The sequence below is a fragment of the Lactobacillus sp. ESL0677 genome (assembly GCF_029392875.1).
In the GTDB taxonomy this organism is placed as follows: Bacteria; Bacillota; Bacilli; order Lactobacillales; family Lactobacillaceae; genus Lactobacillus.
Genome location: NZ_CP113946.1, coordinates 1,613,257 through 1,637,075 on the forward strand (window position 1 = coordinate 1,613,257; position 23,819 = coordinate 1,637,075).

Consider the following 23,819-nt stretch of genomic DNA (forward strand, 5'->3'; position numbering starts at 1 on the left):
TAAAAAAATAGAGCCTGCAGTCAGGCCCTATTAATTATTAATCTTGTTGATCATCAGAAGAATGATCGTGATCCTTAGATGAAGAATCGGTATCAGTTTCATGAGTCTTCTCTGGATTTTCCGGATTTTGCTCTCCCACTTCCTCATTCTTCTCTAAAGGAGTTTCGACTACTTCTTCAGAATGAACATGTTTACTATCTTTATCTTCGGTTTCCTTTTCGGCAGTAATAGTTGCCTTATGGTTTTCTTTCTTTTCAGCAGCTGCCTTAGCTTCTTCATAAGTCAAAGCCTTAGACTCACTTGGGTATTCTGGCATCTTTTCTGGCATCTTACCCGTTGTATACAGTGACATAATCTGCTTTTCGTCTAAAGTTTCATACTTCAGCAACGCTTCAGCAATTACCCGGTGCTTGTCGCGGTTATCCTTGACAATTTCCACAGCCTTGGCGTGAGCCTCATCAAGAAGTTCTTTAACAGCCTCGTCAATCTTAGCCGAAGTTGCTTCACTGTATGGCTTAAAGCCGTAAGGATTAGTCTCGCCTTCTTTTTCAAGCTCAACCATTCCTAACGAATCGGTCATCCCATAATTAACAACCATACTGTGAGCAATTTGTGTTGCTTGTTCAAAGTCGTTAGAAGCACCCGTTGATTGGTCACCAACAACAACTTCTTCGCCAGCACGACCGCCCATTAGCCCAACAATTTGTTCCATTAATTGCTTTTTGGTTAATAAGAATTGGTCATCCTTTGGCAACATTAAATTATAACCACCAGTGCGACCATGAGGAACAATCGTAACCTTGCGAACAGTCCGTGAATCACTTAAGACCAACCCACAGATTGAGTGACCTGCCTCGTGGAAAGCAACACGTTCGCGTTCTTTCTTAGAAATCATGCTGTTCTTCTTAGCTGGTCCAGCAATTACTCGGTCTTCAGCTTCATCAAGATCAGAGGCAGTAATTTCAGTACCATTACGCCGAGCTGCAAGCAATGCAGCTTCATTTAGAAGGTTAGCAAGGTCAGCACCAACAAATCCTGGGGTCTGACGAGCAATTTCCTTTAAGTCAACGTCAGCAGCTAATGGCATGTTCTTGGCATGAACCCGTAAAATAGCTTCACGACCACGAACATCAGGTGTGCCAACCAAGACTTTACGGTCAAACCGACCTGGACGCAGCAACGCTGGATCCAAGACATCAGACCGGTTAGTTGCGGCAATTACGATAACTCCTTCGTTACCTTCGAAGCCGTCCATTTCAACCAATAATTGGTTCAAGGTCTGTTCACGTTCATCATTACCACCGCCGCTGGCATTACTGCCACGTCGACGTCCGATAGCATCAATTTCATCAATAAAGATAATACTTGGTGCGTTTTTCTTGGCATTGGTAAACAAATCACGAACTCGACTAGCACCGACACCGACAAACATTTCTACGAAGTCGGAACCAGAAATTGAGAAGAATGGTACGTTGGCTTCACCGGCAACAGCGCGTGCAAGCAAAGTCTTACCGGTACCCGGAGGACCTTCAAGCAAGACACCTGACGGAATTTTGGCACCAAGTTTAGTAAATTTAGCTGGATTCTTTAAGAATTCAACGACTTCAACTAATTCCTGCTTTTCTTCCTCTTCACCAGCAACATCGGAGAAGCGAACCTTATTCTTTTTAGGATCTTCAGGCTTAACGTGTGAACGACCAAAGTTCATTATGCCGCCGCCTGAACCGCCACGGCCACCGCCACCGGCCTGACTAATCATCATCCACATCATGACAATAAACAAGACAGTCGGCACTAACATCACAATTGTTGAAATCCAATTGCCTGATTGCGACTCTCCCTGAGTTGTCATCTTCGTATCGCTTTTTTGAGCTAAATCCTGAACATTAGCGACACTTGAATCATTCTGCAGCATTGTAGTTGAAAATCGTGTTACTTGTGCGCCCGAATTACCACTAAAGAAGTCAAAACTGTTTTTCGATTGGCCCTTACTTCCTTGTGCTGTCTTATAACTGCCTGAAACAGTATAAACCCCGTTAGCAGGCTGAACATTAAAGTTTTTAACTTTGCCTTGACGCAAGTCTTTGACAAATTCAGAGTAGCTAATATTTTCACTGCCACCAGAATTATCAGAGCCGCCAAGAGCCCAGTTGATACCTCCCAATAATAGAAGGAAAACAACTATATAGAACAGGCCATTCGATAGCAGCCGATTCCGGTTATTCTTCATAAAAAACCTCCGCAAAGTTTCTAGAAATATACGAATAAAAGTTTAACACAAATTTCACTAATGCTCTAATATTTTAAAGGATCTTATCATTTAATGTTATAAACATAATATTGGTCTGCGTTAAAACCAGTTTCTTGATTACTGTATGCATTTTCGACAAACAAGACCCGCTTATTGGCAACTAAAGTTAAGCAGTAGGGTCGCAATATTGCAGGAATGCCGTTTTGAGCGAACTTTTTCTTACTTTTGACATGGTGACCATTTTTCAAAAGCAATTTTACCCCTTGTGGTAAAGAGCAAGCTAGTAATTGTGCGGCAATCTGCGCCTTAAACTGCCCCACTAATTGACCAGCTGCATCGTAAGTTTGACTAACCATTAAGTGGCGCGATCCCCAGTTAAATTCGACATCCAATTTAACTGCCGTTGCCTGCGGGCGTGATGGCAACTTAACAGGCATGATGTACCAATATTTTTGATAATTAATTAATTCAAAGCCCGCCAATTTTTCGTTGACCCGAACATGCCACGTCCGCCAAATAAAGTTCTGCCAATAAACAATCTGTTCCTGACTAGAAAACGCGGCAAGCTCAGCCTGATTTTGCCGGTAGGCAAAACTCAGTATTTGTTCAGGCGGAGCAACTGCCGCAAATGCTCTTTTCGCAAGGGTAGTTAAGACGTTCATTTGTTCACTATAACGCAAAGCATTATGACCAATTACCGGATTCTCCTGTTTTAACAGCGGCACAACATGATGCCGCAGGCGATTGCGTAAAACATCATCTTCCGCATTCGTAGTGTCCTGAACAAAAGGCACCTGATGTCTGCCATCATATAAAAGCAGTTCATCCTTATTATAGGTCAGCAATGGCCGCAATAATTTAATTCCTTGCCGCTGACCAACCGCCGTTAAACTATTCATTTCGTTAGGATTACCAGAGCGAATAAATTTTAACAAAATATTCTCCAGCAAGTCATCACAATGATGAGCCGTTAGCAGATAATCGCCGTGCTCTTGCTGCATTACTTTTAACAAAAAAGAATAGCGAAAATCACGCGCGGCTGCTTCTATTCCTTTTCGCGGGTGTAGTTGAATTGGCCAAACAGTATTAATCACTTTAATCTGTCTGTCGCGACAATACTGCTCAATCACTTCAGCTTCCCTTTTAGAATCAGATCGCAATTGGTGATCCAAGTGAGCCGCGATTATTTTCAGCTGATATTTTGCCTGCACGGCGTTAATCATGGCAAGCAGCGCCATTGAGTCCGGACCGCCACTGGTGGCTACCACCAATGTCTTGTTAGCTAACGGCAAATTATTTTGCTTAAAAAAGTCTGCAATCTCAGTCGCCATAATTTATTAGTTCTTGATGCAATTTTTTAATTTCAGCTTCTGCGTCCGTGACTGTTTTAGTCAGTACATCTAAAAAATCGCCCTTTTTTACAGAAGAAAACTGGTTAGTATGATCAACAATTGTCGGGTCATTAACCCGCATCTTCGATAAACCAATTTTCCCTTTAAAATTGTGAATAATTACCACGCGAACGCTCTGACCAACGCGATAATTATGCCGCTCACGATCCCAATTATTGCCAAAATCACTGTGGTGTATTAACCCTGAATGCCGTTTAGGCAATGACACAAAAATGCCTAGATCGGTTATATTATTAACTACACCAGTTATCCGTTGTCCTACTTGATATTTCATTAATTATTATCTTTTTCTTCTGGAATATTGTAGATTGTTTCATTAGGTTTAGAATATAAAAATTTGAACCGCACCAGTTTAGCAACGTAATCCGGATCTTTGAGGTCATCACGTTTTGCAGACAGAGCTTGCTTTTCCTTATTAATCGTACTAAGCGACTTTTTAGAAGCCTGCACCTGACTGTTAATCCGACTAGTCTGCGCGTGCGTAACTGCAATCTGCACACCCAAAAAGACAAAGATAATTACAAAAACGGCAATTATCCGGTTACGCCGTACGCGGTGCACTTCTCGTTCTCTTTTTTCCTGTTTACGCCTTAAACGCGCCATTCGCTCTTCTGGACTAAGCGAATTATAAATACGTGGTCCTTTCATTTTTGATCCCCTATTATTAAAACAATACTATTTTAATTATAACAAGGCCACCTATAAAAGTCATTAATATCGAAAGCGATTAATCAATTAGTTCATAAAGCTCGCTTGCTTCTGCCTTTTTAGTAGTTTCACGGATAGCACATACCTTGGCCTTAACTTGCCGTGAACCATAACCGACCTCAATAATGTCCCCGACCTTCACATCATAGCTGGACTTAACAACTCGGTCATTAACCTTAATTCGTCCTTGATCCGCCATTTCTTTAGCAATTGGCCGTCTCTTAACCAACCGCGAAACTTTTAAAAATTTATCAATTCGCATTTTTAACCTCTATCTTTGAATAATGTCACTTGCTGCAGTCATAAACGTCATCAATTCGTTTGTCAGCATGCGACTATTTTCGTTGTCTGGTAATTCCAATAGAACTACCAGCCGCTTTTGCGGCGACAGACTTATTTTAGCCTTTAAGTTAACGTGTTCCAAGGCTTTAAAAATATTCGGCCCTTCTAATTCACGGCTAGCGTCGGATGAAAACTCGACTTTAACCCGATTAGCTGTTTTAACAATATTTAAGACTTGAGCCGAATCAGTCTCAATCTTTAAATTAGCCATTGCCAGCAGATTTTCAACCGGCTCCGGATAATCACCGAAGCGGTCGATTAATTCATCCTGAATTTGGTTAAGTTCATCCGCATCAGCAGCCTTAATTTTCTTATACGACTCAATCTTCTCTTCTTGATCGCCGATATAAGTGTCAGGAATATAGGCTTCCAGTCCCAAATCAATTTCTGCATTAGTCTTTTTAATCCGCTTTTTGCCCTTGCGCTCGCGCACCGCATCAGCCAGCATTTGCGAGTATAAATCGTACCCTACGCTGTCAATGAAGCCATGCTGCTGCGCGCCAAGCATGTTGCCAGCACCACGAATTGACAAATCACGCATCGCAATCTTAAAGCCGGAACCCAATTCCGTAAAATCACGAATCGCATCAAGTCGCTTTTCACCAATTTCCGTTAAGACCTTATTAGGTTGATACAAAAAGTAGGCATAGGCTAATCGGGCACTGCGGCCAATGCGACCACGCAGCTGATAAAGCTGACTTAAGCCGTAATGATCGGCATCTTCCACAATCATTGTATTCACGTTGGGCATGTCAATTCCAGTTTCAATAATGGTTGTGGTAACCAAAATATCAAATTCACGATTCAAAAAGCGGTACAGGATGTCTTCCATTTGATTTTGACTCATCCGCCCGTGAACACTAGCAATTCGCGCTTGCGGAATCAAATTTTGCAGCTGATTAACAACATCGTCGATATCACCAATGCGATTATGCAGGTAAAAGACCTGCCCGCCGCGCTGCATTTCGCGCAAGCACGCATCTTTAATCACACTCGGAATCTGTTCCATGACATAAGTTTGAATCGGATAGCGATTCGACGGCGGTGTTTCCATTACCGATAAGTCACGCACACCGACCATTGACATGTGCAGCGTTCGCGGAATTGGCGTTGCCGTCAAGGTTAGAACATCAATGTTAGCCTTGAGTTCCTTTAACTTTTCCTTATGCTTAACGCCGAAACGCTGTTCTTCGTCAACAATTAACAGTCCCAGATTTTTAAATTTAACATCTTTGGATAAAATCCGGTGCGTCCCAACCACTAGGTCAATCTGGCCATCTTTTAAACCAGCAATAATCTTTTTAGCTTCTGCTGCGGTCTGAAAACGAGACAGCATCGCAAAATTAACCGGAAAGTCCTTAAACCGATCTTGAATTGTTTCATAATGCTGCTGCGCCAAAATCGTTGTTGGCACCAAAAACGCCACTTGTTTATTATCTTGGATAGCCTTAAAAGCCGCCCGCAATGCTACTTCTGTCTTACCGAAGCCAACATCCCCCACAAGCAGCCTGTCCATCGGCTTATCCTGTTCCATGTCGTGCTTGATTTCCTTAATTGAACGCAACTGGTCCGGGGTTTCCACATACGGAAAAGAATCTTCAAATTGCCGCTGCAGCTCATCATCCGGTGAAAAGGCAAAGCCCTTTTCAGATTCACGTTTGGCATACAGCGCAATTAGATCATCGGCAATATCTTCAACCTTCGACTGTACCTTACGCTTTGTTTTAGCCCATTCGCTGCCGCCCAGCTTGTTAATGTGCGGGTGTTTACCTTCTGAGGCAACATACTTTTGCACCAAGCTTAATTGGTCGGCAGGCACAAACAATTGGTCACCATGCTGGTAGGTAATTGTGATGTAGTCACGCTTAATGCCCTGATTTTCCAGCGTTTTAATGCCTTCAAAGCGACCAATCCCGTGATTAACGTGAACAACATAATCGCCGGGCTTAAGTTCAGTATAATTACGCAAGCGTTGCGCATTTTCCAAAGTTTTAATTCGGCGCTTATGGTGCGTCGTCTTATTAAATAATTCGTGCTCGGTCAAGTAGACCAAATTAATTCTGGACAGTGTAAAACCGCTGTTAAAACCGCCAACAATAATCTGCGTTTGGTGTTCACTAATTGCTTCAGTGTTAACCACGGGCACATCAAGGTCAAACTCTGCCATTGTTTGACTAATCTGACGTGCCCGCTTATCATTATCCGCCTGCAAAACAACCGTTTGCCGCGTCTTTTGGTAAGATTCAATTTCGGTTTTAATCAGTGGCATCTGACTAAAAAATTGTTGTGGCTCACGGGTTTGCCAGTCAAACAATTGCCCCAAGCGAATGCGGCCCATACCCCGTTGAAAGAGCGAAAAGTAAATATGCGCGTGCTGGTCCTTAGTCCAATTTTGGTTAAAATTAGCGCGTAATTCCTGCCCTGGCAAGATTGCCCCAGTCTTTAATTCATCATCAATAAAGCCAGCATTTTGCTCATCAACTGTTTTAACTGCTTGATCAATTAGCGGCCAGTCATCTAGTAAAATTACGCCATCTGGTGCCAAATATGCTGATAGCGTACTCGGTTCCTTAATTAAAAAATCAACTAAAAAGGCATAATTTTGCGGCAGTGTGCCGTCCTTAAGCTCATCAAGCGTCTGCGTGAAATGATCCTTGACCGCTTTTTCTGGTGCCGGCGCATCAGCCATCGCCTTGACAATGGCTTTCGTTGCCCGAGCAAAGTCACTTGCCGTAAAGACCCGATCCTGTGCCGCCGCAACGGTAACTTGATCCAGAGTTGTTTGACTACGTTGACTAGCTAAGTCAAATTCCTTAATTGTATCAATTTCATCGCCGAAAAATTCCATTCTAATTGGATTTTCTCGGTCCAAGGGATAAATATCTAAAATATCCCCGCGTAAAGCAAATTCACCTGGACGAGCAACCAAATTTTCACGGCGATACCCGGTCTGCACGAGCCAATTGGTTAGAGCAGCCAAATCAAATTCTTTACCCGGCGCAAATTTACGCCGCGCCTCTTTGAAGGCATCTGGAGCCGATAACTTATACTGCAATCCTTGCGGTGTTGTTACCACAATCCCCGCTTGCTCGCTTAACAAAAAGTTGAGTGCTTGGATCCGCTGGCTAAGTTCGTCCGGCGAGCTTACCGCGGTTTGCGTGGCAATGGTCGCATCCACCGGAAAGCTTTGCACCATGCCACTAGGCATAATCGCACTTAATTCACTGGCTAACTTTTGTGCCTTGCTCTCATTTTCCTCAATTAACAAAAGCGGCTGCTTTAATTGGTAGACAATCTGTTTTAAAAGCAGACTAAAAGCACCGGCGGTGGCGCCAGTGATCAGGGAATTCTTAACTTGGGTAACTTTTTTAATAAAATCTGTTAGCCCTTGATCTTGCTCAAGTAAATTTGTTAAACGCATTTTAGTTATATTTATTCATCAAATATTGGCTGCTTTCGCCCGCAATGAAGTCATCGATAATCTGACTGCTTTTGGCAAAAGCGGCTGCCATTAACTCTTGCTGCTCCTTATTAAACGGGGACAACACCCAAGAAATCACACTAGCTTCTGTGACTTCTGCGGGATGCCGAATACCAATCTTTAACCGGTTAAAATTGCTCGTGCCTAAATCACGAATAATGCTTCTAATTCCGTTGTGGCCGCCAGACTTGCCATTGGCCCGAACACGAATCTTGCCCAGAGCCATATCCATGTCATCATGAATAATCAAAATATCTTGCGGCTCAACCTTAAAAAAGTGTGCGACTTGTGCAACAGAACGACCAGAGTCATTCATATATGTCTGCGGTTCAAGCAGGATAACATCTGTGCCTTTGATTTTTTGCTTGGTAAATTTGCCTTCAAACTTATCACGTTCAAGCGTAAGCCCATTTTCTGCTAGATAATGGTCTAAGGCCATAAAGCCCGTATTATGTTTTGTGCCATCATATTTTTTACCTGGATTACCCAGACCTGCAATAATTTTCATTAAATTTCCCCTTGTATTTAGTCGTATTAATAATAGCACATTCGCACCATTTATTTGGACCAGCAGCTACAATTCGCTGGCTGATTTTCACTTGAATTTTACAGGTTAGCAATTTGTTTTAATGTTTATTTAATCGTAAAACCATCTATGTTATAATTACGGGGATTATTTATACAAACGGAGGCAATCTCATGCTTATCAAATCTTTAGTTATTAAAAAAGATTACCTAACAACGGTTAACGAACACGCTACGCTTGAAGAGGCACTTAAAATTTTGGAAGATTCCGGCTTTCGGTGTGTGCCAATTCTTGACGATACTGGCACTATTTTCCGCGGTAATATTTATAAAATGCACATTTACCGGCACAAGTCCCAAGGCAAGGACATGAGTTTACCGGTTACTGACTTACTTAAAAATGCTACTAAAACAATTAAAGTAAACTCACCTTTTTTTAAAGTTTTCTTCACAATCAAGGACTTACCTTATATCACAGTTTTAGACGAGGGCGGTAAGTTTTACGGCATTTTAACGCACTCGCGCTTACTGGACATGTTATCCAACGCCTGGAATGTAAAAACCGGTTCTTACGTATTCACAGTGTTAACCGACAACAACCGTGGAAATTTAGCTAAAATGACTAAAGTCATTACTAAATATTCCAACATTGCCGGTGTCATGAGCTTAGACGCAACTGCTGCTGAGTCAGATGGCACCTTTGTGCGTCGGATTCTGTTCACCCTACCTTCAGGTGTTACTCTTGAAGTTCTTAAAACTATTGTGGGTAAATTGGAACACAAGGGGTATGTCGTGACCGAGATCGAAGATCTACAAGCAGGTATGACTATCATGAGTGATGAAAATCCCGGTGTTTATATCAATGATGCTGCAGAAGACAATGAGTAAAATTCACTAACCTAATAAAACCGCTGCTAAAGGTAAATTAGCAGCGGTTTTTGAATTTAAAATTTAATTACTCATGATCATAAATCCGTGGCAACCGATCATCTAATAAACAGGCAACTTCATAATGAATGGTGTCAACATAATCAGCTGCTGCCTTAATATTATTAGGTGCAGCCGGGTTATTATCAATCAGCACTACCTTAGTGCCAGCAGGCATTTCATGCGGCAAGCGCACCATTAACTGATCCATGCAAACACGGCCAACAATCGGGCAATATTCTTCCCCGACCTTAATTTTAAAGCCCTGAAACTTCCGAATAAAACCGTCAGCGTAACCCACGGGAACCGTCCCAATTATTTGGTCACCATCGGCAACATAAGTTGAGCCATAGCCGACACCTTGACCGCAGTGAATCATATGAACCTGTACCAACTCACTTTCAAATGACAGCGCTGGTTGCAATTTAATTTGAGCAGGTAAATCGCTGCTAGCTGGATTTGAAGATGGATTCAAGCCATAGAGACCAATGCCAAAACGCACTAGGTCGCTATGGATTTTTTTACCAAAAATGCTGGCTGCAGTATTATCAACGTGAATCCATTTCGGCTTAACCTTAAGCAAGTCTTTTAAGTGGTTAAACCGAACAACTTGCTGCTTAAAGTAAGAATCATCGCTACTATCAGCCGACGCAAAGTGGGTAAACATTCCTTCCACATAAAAACTGCACTCATGAGCTAACAAGAAATCATTGGCAGCCACAAATTCTTGATCCTCGCTAAAACCAATACGCCCCATACCAGAATCAATCGCCAAGTGAATCTTTAACTGCCAGTCAGTGGCCGCTAACTTTACCGCCGCTGCCTTTAGCCACGCCAAATCTGGCACTGTCAGTGAGACACCGTTTGCCGCTGCTAGAACCGCATACTCAGCTGGGGTTACCCCTAGCACTAAGATTGGCTGCGTAATACCAGCTTGCCGCAGCTCTAATGCTTCATCTAAAAGTGCAACACAAAAGCCCGCGGTACCTTCTTCAGCTGCCACTTGAGCAACCTTAACCGCGCCGTGGCCGTATGCATTTGCCTTAACTACGGCAAACAATTTTTGCCCTAATTCTAAGTGTCTTAATTCTTGTCTAACATTTTGTCTAATTGCATCTAAGTCGACATGAACTGCTGCCGGACGATGTATTCCTGGAACCATTTTATTTCTCCAACACAATTAATGTAATAATTTCGTGATTGTCATGGGTAATACTTGGAAAAATTTTGCCGCTGAACTTAGGCGAAGTCGTTACGGGATGTCCCCAATCATCCCACAAGGTTTCCACATCCTGCAGGCCAAGAGACTTACCAAGGCCTGTCCCCATTGCTTTAGAAAAAGCTTCTTTAATTGAAAACCGGCCACCAAGATATTCAACCTTGCGCTTGCCCTGCAATTTTTGGTATTGGGCAAACTCTTTGGGTGTCAACGCCCGTTTGGCAAAGTTATCACCCTTAGCGACAATCTTAGCAACTCGTTCAACTTCAACCGCGTCAATTCCTACGCCAACAATCATTTTCTCTACCTCACATTCCAAAATTATAATACAAAAAATGAGCTGTTCATCAGAACAACTCATTTTTAAATAAATCATTAATCTTTTTTATTCTTAATCACAAAGTTGTGACCGCCGCCACTGCGACGTGAACGGTTACCGCGATAACCGCCATGACCATGATCCCGATCACCACCGCGATGGTTGCGGTCGCCGCCACGATAACCACTACGGCTGCTGTGACCACCTCTTGAGCCATGACCGTAATGCCCACGACCGCGGCCGCCACTGCGACGACCACCGCCCTTATACGGCAATGGCTTTTCGGAACTAATCTTAACCTCAACCTTTGAAGAATCCTTAGATAAATTCTTGAGCAAGGCAGAAGCAAGATCAACTGCTGAATAGTTTTCTAACAGTTCATTAGCATCTTGGGTATACTTAGACAAGTCTTCCTTCATCAAGTCTTCAATCTTAGACTTGGCAACCTTTAATTGACCACGGAAAGCCTGGTCATCTGATGGTGGACGAAGTGGCTCCATCTTCTTCTTGGTTAGCTGCTCAATTGTCCGCATGTAGCCAATTTCGTTTGGCGTAACAAAGGTAACAGACATCCCATTTTGACCGGCACGACCGGTACGACCAATACGGTGTACGTATGAATCTGGATCTTGGGGAATATCATAATTGTAAACATGGGTTACACCTGAAATATCAAGTCCACGTGCGGCAACATCAGTTGCAACTAAGATATCAAGCTTACCAGCACGGAAACGTTTTAGAACACTCATCCGGCGAGCTTGCGACAAGTCCCCGTGAATACCAGCAGCGTTATAGCCACGTGCTTGCAGTCCACGGTTAACTTCATCAACGCGCCGCTTAGTCCGAACAAAGATAACTGCTAAGTCAGGACTTTCAACGTCAATTAACCGACACATAATGTCGAATTTTTCTGAATCTTTAGCCCGAACGAAGTATTGGTCAATTAAGTCAGCAGTTAATTCTTTTGCCTTAATGCGAACAATCTCAGGATTGTTCATGAATTTTTCACTAATGTGTAAAATTGGCTTCGGCATTGTTGCACTAAACAGCAAAGTTTGCTTGCGGTTTTTAACGTAGCTCAAGATACTTTCAATATCTTGGATAAAGCCCATATCGAGCATTTCATCGGCTTCATCAAGCACAATAGTGTTGACATCTTCTAAGTCAATTGTCTTACGCTTCAAGTGGTCAAGTAGACGACCAGGAGTACCAACTAAGATTGCTGGCACTTGCTTTTTAAGTGAGCGAATTTGGCGGCCAATATCAGCCCCGCCGTATACAACTTGGACACGCGCCTTTTCATCGCGGCCTAAACGGAAAAGTTCTTCTTGTGTTTGGATTGCTAATTCACGCGTTGGTTCAATAATTAACGCCTGAATAGTGTTATGTTGCTTTTCTAAGTTTTGTAAAATTGGCAAAGCAAAGGCAGCTGTCTTACCAGTACCGGTCTGTGCTTGACCAATTACATCTTTGCCCGCTAAGGCAAGTGGAATTGTTTGTTCCTGGATTGGAGTTGCTTCCTCGAAGCCTGAACGCTTAATCGCTTTTAGAAGTTCATCATTTAATCCTAATTCCGAAAATTTCACTAAATTCTCCTTATCTAAGCCGCTCTAATACTTTCTCAAGGTGCATCCCGTGTGAACCTTTTAAGACAACAATGTCGTGCGGCTTAATATCATTCTTCAGTGCCGCAATCATCTGCGGCATCTGATCCTCTTTATAATAATGTAAATTCTCTGGCGCATACTTGCCTTTTAGAGCAGTAGCTAAGTTGTTCATTTCAGCGCCAAATAAATATACTTCGTTAATCACTTGTGGATCAAGGCTATCAGCTAATCCAGCATGCAGCGTATCTGAGCGCTGGCCTAATTCCAGCATGTCACCTAAAACAGCAATGCGGCGGCTGCCTTCTGGAACTTGAATTTGACCAAAACTGGTTAAAACGGCTCGAACAGCGGTTGGATTAGAGTTGTAAATATCACTCATGATATCTTCACCAACGTCGCCTTTTTCCCACTCCATTCTGTTAGCAGTCGGAGTAAAGTTAGCCAATGCGGTAGCAATTTCTTCATCACTTTCGCCGAAATGTCGGCCAACGCAAAGAGCTGACATAGCATTAGAAACATTGTGCTTACCAATCATCGGGATTGAAAACTGCTTTTGTGAACTGTTAATTGTAAACGTAGCGTGGTGCTTATAACTTCTAAAGCCTGTCGCATAAACTGTATCATCTTTTGCAAAACCAAAGGTAACTTTTGCTTGGTTAATTTTAGCACTGCGCTCACGTAAAAGCGGTTCATCCCCGTTATAAATGAATTCCCCGTCCTCACGCAAAAAGTCAGTAATTTCCATTTTGGCATCCGCAATACCTTCGCGTGAACCTAAAAATTCAATATGGGCTTCACCAATCATAGTAATGACACTGACATCGGGATGAGTCAATTCACTTAAATGATGCAATTGTCCAGCGTGATCCATGCCCATTTCCAAAACCAAAATTTCAGTATTTGGCTTCATTTCCAAAATAGTCATCGGCACACCAATTTCATTATTGAAATTAGCATCTGTCTTGTGCACATTAAACCGCTTAGCAAGAACAGCCGCAGTCATATCCTTAGTTGTCGTTTTACCGTTAGAGCCCGTAATGCCGACAACGGTAGGATTAACCTTGTTTAAATAATATTGCGCTAATTTCTGCATGCTAAGCAGTGGATCATCGACCTCTAACACAGCAATAGTCGTTGGCTTATTAGCGTGACCTTTTTGCCACAATGTTGCTGAAGCTCCGTTAGCAATTGCACTATTAATGAAGTCGTGGCCATCGCGCTCGCCCTTTAAGGGTACAAACAAGCCGCCATCTGTTATTTTTCTTGAGTCAAAGGCAACCGAAGTAATAATTGTTTGCTCGTCGCCTTCACAAGTTGAATTGATTGCTTTGGCAATTTCTGCCAGTTGCATTTTCATCTATTTTTTCTCCTAAAAAAAGAAAGTCCATACAGCAATTATTACACTCAATCTTGATTTGGTATAACAATTTAGCTTCACATAAAAAAACAGCCCCAATGGGACTGCTTCCACCAGATCAAAGGTATTACTTGTTGTTCATACCATACTTCTTGTTGAACTTTTCGATCCGACCATCTGCTTGAGCAAACTTTTGCTTGCCTGTGTAGAATGGGTGAGAATCTGAAGTGATTTCAACGCGAATTAATGGGTAAGTTTTACCTTCGTATTCTATTGTTTCCGTTGGCTTCAAAGTTGAACCTGCAACGAACTTAGCTCCTGTAGCTGAGTCCATAAAGACAACTTCTTGGTAATCTGGATGAATGCCTTGTTTCATGTTTATTACTCCTTTTGCCATGACCTTATTTCAAGCCATAGATTAATCGATTAACGTTAACTACTCTAACATTTTTAGCGATAAAATTCAAGCATTAATCTTGTCGAACTTGAACTAGTTTAAAACAATGTCGCTTGGCTTAACTTCACTGCCAAAGTATGGCTTTAATTCCAAATTATAATCATTCACAAAGAATTTGTGTCCGTTTAACTTAGTAATTTCCTTGTTAGTCCACGTTAACAAAGACTTGTTGCCCTTCTTAACGGCTGGAGAAATAAACTGGTTCGGGCCGATATTCTTAATCCCAACAGTGTAGCTTGGGTTCTTCTTAACCCAAGCATAAAGGTAAGAATTGTCATCAGCTAAGGCTGCTGCCCGCTTATTCTTAATCGCATTGAATTGTTGCGTCTTAGAATCAAATTTTAATAAGTTAATGCCGCTCTTTTTAGTAAAGTAATTTTCGGCAGTAGTCCCCTTGGTGACAATTAAACTCTTGCCGGTTAACTGGCTAGCCTTCGTGATTGGTGCGCTCTTAGGTGAAATTACCCCAACAGAAACCTTCATGTAAGGCTTGGCGTAATCAACAACCTGCTTACGTTCCGGCGTAACTGTAAAGTTGGCCAAAACCAAGTCGGCTTTATTGGAATTTAGTGTGTCTACTCGATTGTTCGCATTAACTTGAACAAACTTAATCTTTACACCCATGTCCTTTGCCATTTGCCGAGCCAAACGCACATCATAACCAACGCGCTCGCCCTTAGCATTAACCCAGCCATATGGTGGCAAGTCGCCAAAGACAGCCACCCGTAACACGCCACGCTTCTTAATAGCGGTCACACTGCTATCGTTACTGCTGGCAGTGTGATTACTTGATGATCTGATGCCAAAGAAGGCTGCAATTGCAATAATTACTACAACTACCACACCGATAATTGTGTTTCTTGTTTTATTCTTATTCATTATTTCTCCTTAAAAATCCATACTTGTTAAAAATTCTTGTGCTCGGTCAGTTTGCGGCTTGGTAAAAAATTGCTTGCCCGGCGTATTTTCAATAATTTTACCGTTTTCCAAAAACAGTACTTGATCGGCAATTTGCGCCGCAAAGTTCATCTCGTGCGTCACGATAATCATGGTCATGTGGTCCTTTTTAGCTAAATCGGTCATGATTTGTAAAATGCCGCGCACCATCTCTGGGTCAAGTGAAGCTGTTACCTCATCAAAGAGCATTATTTCCGGATGCATGGCCAAGGCCCGCACAATCGCAATCCGCTGCTTTTGTCCGCCAGATAGTTCACGCGGATAAGCATCAACGTACTTAATTAAGCCCACACGCTCTAAGAGCTGCATTGCTTCAACTTTGACCTTTTCTGCCGGCCTCTTTTGCACTTTAGTTGGTGCCAGCAAAATATTGTCCATCACGGTTAAATTAGGGAACAGATCATAGCTCTGAAAGACCATGCCAATCTTTTGGCGTAAATTCTGCCATTCCTGATCAGTCGGCGTAATCTTTTGGCCTTTAAAGTAAATCGCACCTTCATTAAATTGCTCAAGGCCATTAAGACACCGCAGCAAAGTACTTTTACCTGAGCCTGATGGCCCAAGTAAGGTCAGAACCTCGCCTTCTTCCAACTTAAAGTTGATGTCGTGCAATGCTTGCCAATCACCATAAAATTTATTTAAATGTTCAACTCGTAAAATTTCTTTCGTCATTTATTTCACCTACTTTTTAGCAGCCAATCGCTTGGCCCAAGCTGATAATGGATAGTCGATTACAAAATATAAAATAAAAATCAAGCCATAAATCCAAAAGACGCCGTTGGGATATTGCTGGTTGTTGGCTTCGATAATCTGTTGACCAACTGCAATCACGTCAATGATACTGATTGTCATCAATAACGAAGTTGTCTTAATTACTCGCGTTGCCAAGTTAATGGTTGCTGGTAATTCCAGTTGGAATGCCTGTGGCAACAAGACGTAACGAAACAGTTGCACTCGACTTAAGCCCAGAGCTAGACCAGACTCTTTTTGTGCTAACGGCACAGACTCAATTGCCCCGCGCACAATATCACTAAATTCTGCGGCGACCCACAGGGCAAATGCCAATACCGCCATCCAACTAGCTGGCCAATTAATATGCAGCTGCCGCGGCAAAATATAGTAGGCCAGATATAGTAAGACAATTGTCGGTACAACCCGGAAAAATTCAAGGTAGAGTCGTAAAATAAAGCGCACAATTTTATTAGGTAAGGTTCTTAAAACACCAAAAACTGTGCCTAATATTAGCCCTAACACTAAGCTAACTGCCGCAATCCAGACAGAAGTCCATAATCCCTGCATTAGCCGTGCAAAGTTATCCCCAGCGAAGAAAACATTAATTGCCGAATGTGCCATAACGAACCCTCCTTTCCAAATAATTGAGCAGTAAAATAACCGGAATTAAAATAATCGCGTAAGCAATGACTAATACTAACAAGTATTCGTTAGAGCGGTAATACATTCCAATCAGGTCTAGTGCCGTGTTGGTCAATTCGGGAATGGCAATTACCGAGAAGATTGAGGTTTCTTTAATTAAAAAGATAATGTTCGCAGTCAATGCCGGCATGCTGAGGGCAAATCCTTGGGGAAAAACCACGTAACGTGCTAACTGCAACTTACTCATTCCTAAAGCCTTACCGTTATCAATCTGATTAGCACTGACACCAGTAAATCCACCGGTAAAACCCTCTGCCATATAAGCACCGCCCAAAAAGATTAGTCCAATAATGCCACATGTTTCAGCTGACATTTTTAAACCCAAAACGGGAAATGCATAATATAAGAAAAACAACTGGATTAATAGCGGCGTATTGCGTGCCAATTCCACATAAGCTGTAATAATTTGGCCTAGCACTGGCACCTTAAAATATTGCACCAAACTGCTAATTATACCGACAATAATCGAGCCCACAATTCCGACCAGCGACAACCAAAGAGTTAACACAAATGCTTTGCTAAAAATCGGTAAACTCTGCGTTATAATCTGCCAGCTCATTTCTTCCCCCACTTCCTAACAAAAAGACCTGTCAATTACGCAAATTAACAGGTCTTTATCAAAAAACTGCGAATACATTTAAATTCGCAGTCTTCCAACTATTAACTATCATTAAAGCGAAATTAACTGCAAAAACAGACTGTGGCCATTGATTTTAATTAAACATTCAGTGAGACAGTTTTGTGCTTTTTGCATGATGTTAATTCCTTTCTTACTTATTATCTGTAAGTATCTTATATGCTAACCTTGTACTTACTTTTTGTCAATTATTTAGTCTTGCCAAAATGCACGTGTTTGCATTAGGACACAAAAACCACAACTCTCTAGGAATTGTGATTTTCATTTTATTAAATATGAATTTATTCTAGTTTATTTAATTAGATAAATTCCGTTACGGCAGCAGCAACCAAAATAATGATTAACCCAGCAATCGTCACGGCCATCTCTTTTTTGGTCTTTTTCTGACCTAAGAACCAGATACCAGTTAGAGTTGCTAAAATAACCGAAGTCTGTGACAAGACAAAGCCTGTTGCTAGACCATTCATATTTGGCTGCGCTGAAATCAGATAGGTTAGAGCAGCAAAGGCGAAGAAGAAACCAGCAAAAATTTGCTTGTAGGAAACAACCTCCGTGAATGGATTCCCCTCTTTGTGTTTGACGGCAACATAGATGCCATACACAATCCCCGTCAGCAGCATCCCAATCGCTTGCGGCAAAAAGGCGTGTTGACCATCAATATGAGCAGCTTGTGGTGCAGCCGAGTAAGCCCAATAACCAATCTCACCAAACAATAGCCAAATGGTAGCCTTTTTAAGCAGGTTCGATTTTTGCGCGGTTTTCTTTTCTGACCAGACTGTCATGTAGGCACCAAGAATAATCGCTACTAGAGCAATTGTTCCAACTATCTTGGCAAGGATGCCCGGCCAATTACCCAAGGCAATCACGCCCCATAATGAGGCACCTAATAATTGGAAGGCAGTTGTAATTGGCATTGACCGCGATGAGCCAACCAAGCCAAAGGACATAAAGGTAACAATCTGCGCACTTGCCCAGCCAACTCCAGAAATAATTGACAATAACAGTGCAGTCCCAGTAGGCAAAGCATAGCCACCAACAAGTGCATAAACTAGGCCGAAGATGAAGGTGCCTAAGGTGGTACCTAAAATTTGGTTGGCAGGTTTACCACCAATTTTGGACGCGATTGTCGGGAACAAACCCCAGCCCAAGAGTGGACCAAGACCAACTAATAATGCGGTTGTATTCACTTTTTTCTCCTAGCTTTAAAAAACAACGTTACTTTCGAGTAAAATATTCGCAAATGGCGTCATTTCACCAGTTCTAACAAAAGCCTTACAATCCTTTAAGCTTTCTTTTAATTCATCATGCGTAATAAATTCAATTGGCGTATCTGGCAGGCGTTTCTTAATTTGTGCTAGCATTTCTGGATTTTCCGTTTTAATTTCACTAGCTAAAAAAATCCGTTGAATGCCCAATTCTTCAAGAACATTGTTGAGCACATCCATAAAGCTAGGGATGCCGTTAGTCACGGCCAAGTCAATCTTTTCTGTGCCCTTAGGAACAGGCGTGCCAGCATCACCAATTGCCAGCTTGTCAAAATGTCCCATCGTTGCAATTACTCGCGATAAATCTGAATTAATTACTTTTGTCTTTTTCATCTTAAACTACTTTCTACTATTAAAATTACTTAACTTGGTCGATTTCCTTCTTGTACGGAATTGATGGCTGGGCACCATAACGCTGAACCGTTAATGATGAAGCCTTGTTAGCGAAAATAATCGCCTCACGCAAGTTAGAAAAGTCCGGTTTTAATAAGCTGGACATGGCACCGATAAAGGTATCGCCGGCAGCGGTTGTATCGACAGCCTTAACTTTAAAGGCTGGAACCAACTCGCTCTGGCCGTTAAAGTCATAAAAGGCACCTTTAGAACCAATCGTAATAATTACCGCTTCTACACCAAGATCATGTAATTTGCCAGCAGCTTGCCGAGCGCTAGCCTCATCAACAACTTGAACGCCAGTAATCGTTGCCGCTTCAGTTTCATTTGGCGCAATCATATCAGTCAATTGCAGTAACTCCACTGGAATCTTAGCCATTGCTGGTGCTGGATTTAAAATCGTTTTAACACCGTGAGCACGAGCGATTTCAAAGCCCTTAATTGTTGCCCCAATCGGCGTTTCAAACTGGGCAATGACAAAATCACTATCCGTAATCAGCGCGCTCTTTTGCGCAATTGCATCAGCGTTAAACGCGTAATTGGCACCGGCATAAATCGTAATCGAGTTCTGCCCCTCATCATCAACTGAAATAAAGGCTTGGCCCGTTGACTCATCCTTAATTGTTGCAATTCCAGAAACATCAATCCCCTCTTGCTTGAGCAAGTCTAACATTTCAGTTCCTGGCGCATCATCACCAACAGCCCCAATAAAGCTAGTCGTGCAGCCAGACCGTGCTGCTGCAACTGCCTGGTTAGCACCCTTGCCACCAGCTGCTGAATAGTGTTCCTTAGCATGGATTGTTTCCCCCGGCTTAACCATCCGCTCAACACGCAGGTTGGTATCAAGGTTAATACTGCCGATAACAGTAACTTTATTCATCTTGTTCTCCTTTTAACAAACTGCCAAAGCATTTTAACTAATTTGCTTCTATCAAAATAATATCATACTTGTAATTGCTTTCAAATGTGCTAAAGAAAATTATTACAAACGTTCACGAACCGCAATCTTAGTTTTTTAACGCTATTTACCATATAATGTTGAAGTTACTTTAAATTAGTAAGGACGTAATTATGAAAAGACAACTCACATTATCCGCCGCACTGGCAACCGTCATGGGCACCATGATTGGTGGCGGCGCCTTTTTCAAAATCGCCAGCGTTTCGGCATTAACTCATAACGCTTGGTTAAGTATCCTTGTTTGGCCCCTAGCCGGATTCATTACCCTAATGGCTGGACTCAGCGTGGCCGAACTTGCCGCGATTTTTCCAGAAGACGGCGGCCCAGTTAAATATTTACAAGAAATTTATGGCCCTAAAATTGCCTTTCTCTTTGGCTGGTCGCTGATCATCGTTTATTATCCGGCCAATATTGCTGCCCTTTCAATTGTGTTTGCGACGCAGTTAAAACAAATCCCGAATTTTAGTAATTTTTCTACTACTGGCGTGGCTCTGATCGTCATGCTAGTTATCCTGCTAGTCAATTGGCTGGGTTCCAAATTAAGCAGCGAAGTCCAGAAACTGGCGCTAATAATCAAGCTATTACCAATTGCCGCAATCATCATCTTTGCGATCTTTAGCAGTAGCACCAATCAATTAGCTGGCGCACCATTGCCGCACTTGAACTCTGCTAATGGTGCTGCCTTTGGTCAAGCTCTGCTGGCCGTGCTTTTTGCTTATGACGGTTGGTTAAGCATCGGCAATCTAGCAGGTGAAATTAAAAATCCGGCCAAAACCCTGTCCCGTGCTATTACTTGGGGCGTGTTTGGAGTGACTATTGTTTATACCCTACTCAATTGGAGCTATGTTCGCATCGTGCCGTGGGCAAAAATCACTGGTAACCAGGCAGCCGCGCTACTGACAGCACAACATCTTTTTGGTAACTTGGGCGGTTTAATTATCAGCATTGGCATTCTGGTATCAGTCTTTGGTGCCATTAACGGTCACCTCATGGTCGGTTCCAGAATGCCGTACACTTTAGGACGGCAAGAGAAGTTGCCAGCAGCCCAATTTTTTGGCAAATTAAATCGTAAGACAGTTGTGCCTACCAACAGTATGCTCTTTGAATGCGCAATTGCTGCCGTCATGATCTTTTCGGGAACTTTTAACAGTTTAACCGACATGCTAGTTTATGTTTCGTGGATTTTTTCAATTCTGTTATTTATTGGCGTTTTTATTCTACGCCAACGCCAACCGGAATTAATACGACCATACAAAATACCACTGTTCCCGTGGCCACCAATTCTCGCTATTATCGGTGCCTTGTTCATTGTAATTAACACAACATTAACGCAGCCACTCCTTGCCCTTACCGGTATTTTGCTAACTCTATCTGGCTGGCCAGTGTACATTTGGACACAACACCACAATACTCATTAAAACAAATCAAAAAGGCTAAAAACTTCACGTTTTTAGCCTTTTTTCTATTTAATAACAATATCATCGTCACTAGCTTCAGCTTTAATTGTTCCAACTGAGTTAGCTACTTTCTTATTAAATTTAGTATAGTTAGCCGAGCTGCGATGAACCTTCTTGCCACGGAATTTAATTTGTCCTTCACCGGTTGTCAATAAATCATAGTTAATATTTGCTGGATTATGTTTCATTATTAATGAGCTCTGCTTGAGACCAAAAGTATTTTTACCAGTAAATTTATTGCGTGACATATTTAGGTCTACCTGATCCAAAGAAAATTTCATTGTGTCAACAATACTCTTATTTATTAGGACTTCGCCATCGCTATCAGAAATCTTACCATGGTGAAATTCTGATGAATAAGTTTCAAAGTCACCACCAACTATATTTGCCACTAACTTCTTTTTAACAACTAATTTATTCATTTCCAATACACAATTATCCAAATCAAATTTGCTATTATTAAAAGTACAATTATCAATATCCGTATCAGACATATCAGTACTAATTTGTGCTCGCTCTACCTGCAAATTATGCAGTTGTAAATCATCTTGCTCATTATAATCAGCAATATCAACTATTAATTTTTTCAAGTTTAAATCTGATACTTTTAAACTTCCTTGCGTATTATTATCTTCAATCTTAGTTAAGGCTGCTTTAGTTGGTACCGTAATTTCAACTTCTGGGCGTTGTTTATAAAACTTCCAATCAATCGTAATTGGATAGGTTTGGTGACGTTGACCGATTACGATTTTATCCTTTACTTTGTTAACAACGAGTAAATGTTCTTTAGTATCATTAACCTTGATCTGATACTTATTGCCGCGATGAATTCGATAATCGACTTCGCCAGTATTTAGTTCAACCTGACTAAATTTCTTATAAGATAAGGTTCGTGTATGTGAAAAGGTCTTGGCATCAAGCACTTGAAAGTTGGTTAAATCTGTCCCAACGACTGGTTGCAAACCGCCATTAATATAACCGGCAATTGTTAAAATCAAACCAATTATTAAAGTTGCAGCTCCTATTTTATAAAATCGCTTCATCATTTGGCCTCCTTGTCAGTTTTAGTTTGGTAATAGCGTTTTTTAAAGATTTTTCTACCCAAAAAGCGTGCAAATTGTGCACATTTAGCAGCTAAAAAGCGCACGACTTGGATAATTGCTGGAACAATAAACAGGCAAATGCTAATAACAATCAAGCCTGCTCCTAAATAAAAGAAACCTGGAGCCCAAGAACTCGCAACCAGCAAGTTCAAGCCAATAACAATTCCTACCACACCAGTAACTAGAAGTCCTAGAGTTAAACCAATAAAGCCAACCAAAATTCCAAGAAATGCACAGAATAATCCAAGAAAAATTGCAGTTAAAGTAATCCCGATGATTATTCCCGTTGGAATGGCACAAATACCAACAAAAATGCGCCAAATTGTGTGCAAACTTTGCGAAGAGGATACGGTATCTTCTGTTGTATCAGCGGCCTCAGTTTCAGATTGATCATTGATGACGTAATCAGCCGCAATCTTACGTGCCAATTGTTGCGGAGTACCTAATTCTTTTTCAATTGCAGCACGATTTTGAAAATCACCATCTAGCAAGAACTCACGGTAAAATTCCAACACATCATTGCGATCTCCAAGAGGCAAGGATGACAAATTTTCTTCAACTTCCAAAATGTAGTCATTAATTATTTGTTCCATTTTTCTCTCCCAATATTTGATTAACCTTTGTGCTAAAGTTTAGCCATTCTTTTTGCACAGCTGCTAATAAGGTCAAACCAGTTTCCGTCAACTGATAATAGCGCCGATTACGGCCCTGATATGGCTGATCATAAGTTGTCAGATAGCCGTTTTTCTTTAATCGTCTTAAAACAGGATAGATTGTTGATTCAGAAATATCGAATGTTCCTTGAACCTTCTGTGTCAATGCGTAGCCGTATAAATCTTCACCTTTTAAAAAAGAAAGAACAGCACCATCAAGTAATCGTGTTGGTATTTGAATTGCCATATTGTTTCTCCTCTCTATATTATATTTCATATAATATTATGGCAAACTAAAAAAGTCAACAAATATTTAAATAAGTTGACTTTTTTCTCAATAAAATTATTTAGATTACA

General features: G+C 41.6%; 24 protein-coding genes. 2 read left to right on the forward strand and 22 right to left on the reverse strand.

Translation table 11 applies throughout. The annotated features are described in order from the left end of the window. Positions 1–37: 37 nt before the first annotated feature. The 7 genes from ftsH to pth all read right to left on the reverse strand — a co-directional run bounded on the left by ftsH (position 38) and on the right by pth (position 8,702). On the reverse strand, positions 38–2,230 hold the full coding sequence (gene ftsH, locus OZX76_RS07925; RefSeq protein WP_277179282.1) for an ATP-dependent zinc metalloprotease FtsH: 2,193 nt from the start codon (positions 2,228–2,230) through the stop codon (positions 38–40). Positions 2,231–2,316: 86 nt separating this feature from the next. Continuing rightward, positions 2,317–3,582 (reverse strand): tRNA lysidine(34) synthetase TilS, encoded by a 1,266-nt coding sequence (gene tilS / locus OZX76_RS07930; RefSeq protein ID WP_277179283.1) that lies wholly within the window; start codon positions 3,580–3,582, stop codon positions 2,317–2,319. After that, the gene (locus tag OZX76_RS07935) at positions 3,572–3,937 is read right to left on the reverse strand and encodes a S1 RNA-binding domain-containing protein (protein ID WP_277179284.1); all 366 of its coding nucleotides are present in this window, start codon (positions 3,935–3,937) and stop codon (positions 3,572–3,574) included. Before OZX76_RS07935 ends, tilS begins: the two co-directional genes overlap by 11 nt. Next, positions 3,937–4,311, reverse strand: a complete 375-nt coding sequence (locus OZX76_RS07940; RefSeq protein ID WP_277179286.1) for a septum formation initiator family protein — start codon at positions 4,309–4,311, stop codon at positions 3,937–3,939. The genes OZX76_RS07935 and OZX76_RS07940 overlap by 1 nt, the downstream gene beginning before the upstream one ends. 79 nt (positions 4,312–4,390) lie before the next feature. Next, a complete protein-coding gene (locus tag OZX76_RS07945; RefSeq protein ID WP_277179287.1) occupies positions 4,391–4,633 on the reverse strand; it encodes an RNA-binding S4 domain-containing protein in 243 nt (80 codons plus the stop codon). Positions 4,634–4,642: 9 nt separating this feature from the next. After that, positions 4,643–8,134, reverse strand: a complete 3,492-nt coding sequence (gene mfd, locus OZX76_RS07950; protein WP_277179288.1) for a transcription-repair coupling factor — start codon at positions 8,132–8,134, stop codon at positions 4,643–4,645. Between the two features lies 1 nt (position 8,135). After that, positions 8,136–8,702 (reverse strand): aminoacyl-tRNA hydrolase, encoded by a 567-nt coding sequence (pth, locus tag OZX76_RS07955; protein ID WP_277179289.1) that lies wholly within the window; start codon positions 8,700–8,702, stop codon positions 8,136–8,138. Between the two features lie 191 nt (positions 8,703–8,893). Between pth and cbpA the strand changes: the two genes are divergently transcribed. Then, positions 8,894–9,607, forward strand: a complete 714-nt coding sequence (cbpA, locus tag OZX76_RS07960) for a cyclic di-AMP binding protein CbpA (protein WP_277179291.1) — start codon at positions 8,894–8,896, stop codon at positions 9,605–9,607. 67 nt (positions 9,608–9,674) lie between these two features. On the opposite strand, the gene alr is transcribed toward cbpA, so the two are convergent. The 12 genes from alr to rbsK form a co-directional block, all read right to left on the reverse strand. Then, a complete protein-coding gene (gene alr, locus OZX76_RS07965) occupies positions 9,675–10,808 on the reverse strand; it encodes an alanine racemase (protein ID WP_277179292.1) in 1,134 nt (377 codons plus the stop codon). Position 10,809: 1 nt separating this feature from the next. Further along, positions 10,810–11,163: a holo-ACP synthase gene (gene acpS / locus OZX76_RS07970; RefSeq protein WP_277179293.1), complete on the reverse strand. Its 354-nt coding sequence runs from the start codon at positions 11,161–11,163 to the stop codon at positions 10,810–10,812. A gap of 77 nt (positions 11,164–11,240) precedes the next feature. Next, on the reverse strand, positions 11,241–12,770 hold the full coding sequence (locus OZX76_RS07975) for a DEAD/DEAH box helicase (protein WP_277179294.1): 1,530 nt from the start codon (positions 12,768–12,770) through the stop codon (positions 11,241–11,243). A gap of 10 nt (positions 12,771–12,780) precedes the next feature. Continuing rightward, positions 12,781–14,148: a UDP-N-acetylmuramoyl-tripeptide--D-alanyl-D-alanine ligase gene (gene murF / locus OZX76_RS07980; RefSeq protein WP_277179295.1), complete on the reverse strand. Its 1,368-nt coding sequence runs from the start codon at positions 14,146–14,148 to the stop codon at positions 12,781–12,783. Between the two features lie 127 nt (positions 14,149–14,275). Further along, positions 14,276–14,524: a type B 50S ribosomal protein L31 gene (locus tag OZX76_RS07985; protein ID WP_277131904.1), complete on the reverse strand. Its 249-nt coding sequence runs from the start codon at positions 14,522–14,524 to the stop codon at positions 14,276–14,278. Positions 14,525–14,638: 114 nt separating this feature from the next. Further along, a complete protein-coding gene (locus OZX76_RS07990) occupies positions 14,639–15,484 on the reverse strand; it encodes a transporter substrate-binding domain-containing protein (protein ID WP_277179296.1) in 846 nt (281 codons plus the stop codon). Positions 15,485–15,493: 9 nt separating this feature from the next. Beyond that, complete coding sequence (locus tag OZX76_RS07995) at positions 15,494–16,234, reverse strand: amino acid ABC transporter ATP-binding protein (protein ID WP_277179297.1); 741 nt, start codon at positions 16,232–16,234, stop codon at positions 15,494–15,496. Between the two features lie 9 nt (positions 16,235–16,243). Then, positions 16,244–16,915, reverse strand: a complete 672-nt coding sequence (locus OZX76_RS08000; protein WP_277179298.1) for an amino acid ABC transporter permease — start codon at positions 16,913–16,915, stop codon at positions 16,244–16,246. After that, the gene (locus OZX76_RS08005; RefSeq protein WP_277179299.1) at positions 16,896–17,555 is read right to left on the reverse strand and encodes an amino acid ABC transporter permease; all 660 of its coding nucleotides are present in this window, start codon (positions 17,553–17,555) and stop codon (positions 16,896–16,898) included. The genes OZX76_RS08000 and OZX76_RS08005 overlap by 20 nt, the downstream gene beginning before the upstream one ends. Positions 17,556–17,932: 377 nt before the next feature. After that, positions 17,933–18,820, reverse strand: a complete 888-nt coding sequence (locus tag OZX76_RS08010) for a GRP family sugar transporter (protein ID WP_277179300.1) — start codon at positions 18,818–18,820, stop codon at positions 17,933–17,935. A gap of 15 nt (positions 18,821–18,835) precedes the next feature. After that, on the reverse strand, positions 18,836–19,231 hold the full coding sequence (gene rbsD / locus OZX76_RS08015) for a D-ribose pyranase (protein ID WP_277179301.1): 396 nt from the start codon (positions 19,229–19,231) through the stop codon (positions 18,836–18,838). A 25-nt stretch (positions 19,232–19,256) separates the two neighbouring features. Then, entirely contained in the window at positions 19,257–20,171 is a 915-nt protein-coding gene (rbsK, locus tag OZX76_RS08020; RefSeq protein WP_277131914.1) for a ribokinase, read from the reverse strand. A gap of 191 nt (positions 20,172–20,362) precedes the next feature. On the opposite strand from rbsK, the gene OZX76_RS08025 reads away from it, so the two are divergent. After that, positions 20,363–21,667, forward strand: a complete 1,305-nt coding sequence (locus tag OZX76_RS08025) for an amino acid permease (RefSeq protein WP_277179302.1) — start codon at positions 20,363–20,365, stop codon at positions 21,665–21,667. 44 nt (positions 21,668–21,711) lie between these two features. On the opposite strand, the gene OZX76_RS08030 is transcribed toward OZX76_RS08025, so the two are convergent. From OZX76_RS08030 to OZX76_RS08040, 3 genes are read right to left on the reverse strand one after another with little or no spacing between them, the layout of a single operon-like run. Beyond that, positions 21,712–22,752 (reverse strand): DUF4097 family beta strand repeat-containing protein, encoded by a 1,041-nt coding sequence (locus OZX76_RS08030; protein WP_277179303.1) that lies wholly within the window; start codon positions 22,750–22,752, stop codon positions 21,712–21,714. Continuing rightward, entirely contained in the window at positions 22,749–23,402 is a 654-nt protein-coding gene (locus tag OZX76_RS08035) for a hypothetical protein (protein WP_277179304.1), read from the reverse strand. Before OZX76_RS08035 ends, OZX76_RS08030 begins: the two co-directional genes overlap by 4 nt. After that, a complete protein-coding gene (locus OZX76_RS08040) occupies positions 23,386–23,709 on the reverse strand; it encodes a PadR family transcriptional regulator (RefSeq protein ID WP_277179305.1) in 324 nt (107 codons plus the stop codon). Before OZX76_RS08040 ends, OZX76_RS08035 begins: the two co-directional genes overlap by 17 nt. Positions 23,710–23,819 lie beyond the last annotated feature (110 nt).

Excerpts from the sequence above, each read along its gene's own strand:
- OZX76_RS08000 (WP_277179298.1), bottom strand. The coding sequence starts at position 16,915 with ATGGCACATTCGGCAATTAATGTTTTCTTCGCTGGGGATAACTTTGCA.
- OZX76_RS08040 (WP_277179305.1), bottom strand. The coding sequence starts at position 23,709 with ATGGCAATTCAAATACCAACACGATTACTTGATGGTGCTGTTCTTTCT.
- pth (WP_277179289.1), bottom strand. The coding sequence starts at position 8,702 with ATGAAAATTATTGCAGGTCTGGGTAATCCAGGTAAAAAATATGATGGC.
- OZX76_RS07995 (WP_277179297.1), bottom strand. The coding sequence starts at position 16,234 with ATGACGAAAGAAATTTTACGAGTTGAACATTTAAATAAATTTTATGGT.
- rbsD (WP_277179301.1), bottom strand. The coding sequence starts at position 19,231 with ATGAAAAAGACAAAAGTAATTAATTCAGATTTATCGCGAGTAATTGCA.
- alr (WP_277179292.1), bottom strand. The coding sequence starts at position 10,808 with ATGGTTCCAGGAATACATCGTCCGGCAGCAGTTCATGTCGACTTAGAT.
- acpS (WP_277179293.1), bottom strand. The coding sequence starts at position 11,163 with ATGATTGTTGGCGTAGGAATTGACGCGGTTGAAGTTGAACGAGTTGCT.
- mfd (WP_277179288.1), bottom strand. The coding sequence starts at position 8,134 with ATGCGTTTAACAAATTTACTTGAGCAAGATCAAGGGCTAACAGATTTT.
- OZX76_RS07945 (WP_277179287.1), bottom strand. The coding sequence starts at position 4,633 with ATGCGAATTGATAAATTTTTAAAAGTTTCGCGGTTGGTTAAGAGACGG.
- cbpA (WP_277179291.1), top strand. The coding sequence starts at position 8,894 with ATGCTTATCAAATCTTTAGTTATTAAAAAAGATTACCTAACAACGGTT.
- rbsK (WP_277131914.1), bottom strand. The coding sequence starts at position 20,171 with ATGAATAAAGTTACTGTTATCGGCAGTATTAACCTTGATACCAACCTG.
- OZX76_RS08025 (WP_277179302.1), top strand. The coding sequence starts at position 20,363 with ATGAAAAGACAACTCACATTATCCGCCGCACTGGCAACCGTCATGGGC.
- tilS (WP_277179283.1), bottom strand. The coding sequence starts at position 3,582 with ATGGCGACTGAGATTGCAGACTTTTTTAAGCAAAATAATTTGCCGTTA.
- OZX76_RS08030 (WP_277179303.1), bottom strand. The coding sequence starts at position 22,752 with ATGATGAAGCGATTTTATAAAATAGGAGCTGCAACTTTAATAATTGGT.
- OZX76_RS08035 (WP_277179304.1), bottom strand. The coding sequence starts at position 23,402 with ATGGAACAAATAATTAATGACTACATTTTGGAAGTTGAAGAAAATTTG.
- OZX76_RS07935 (WP_277179284.1), bottom strand. The coding sequence starts at position 3,937 with ATGAAATATCAAGTAGGACAACGGATAACTGGTGTAGTTAATAATATA.
- OZX76_RS08005 (WP_277179299.1), bottom strand. The coding sequence starts at position 17,555 with ATGAGCTGGCAGATTATAACGCAGAGTTTACCGATTTTTAGCAAAGCA.
- ftsH (WP_277179282.1), bottom strand. The coding sequence starts at position 2,230 with ATGAAGAATAACCGGAATCGGCTGCTATCGAATGGCCTGTTCTATATA.
- OZX76_RS07940 (WP_277179286.1), bottom strand. The coding sequence starts at position 4,311 with ATGAAAGGACCACGTATTTATAATTCGCTTAGTCCAGAAGAGCGAATG.
- OZX76_RS07990 (WP_277179296.1), bottom strand. The coding sequence starts at position 15,484 with ATGAATAAGAATAAAACAAGAAACACAATTATCGGTGTGGTAGTTGTA.
- OZX76_RS07985 (WP_277131904.1), bottom strand. The coding sequence starts at position 14,524 with ATGAAACAAGGCATTCATCCAGATTACCAAGAAGTTGTCTTTATGGAC.
- murF (WP_277179295.1), bottom strand. The coding sequence starts at position 14,148 with ATGAAAATGCAACTGGCAGAAATTGCCAAAGCAATCAATTCAACTTGT.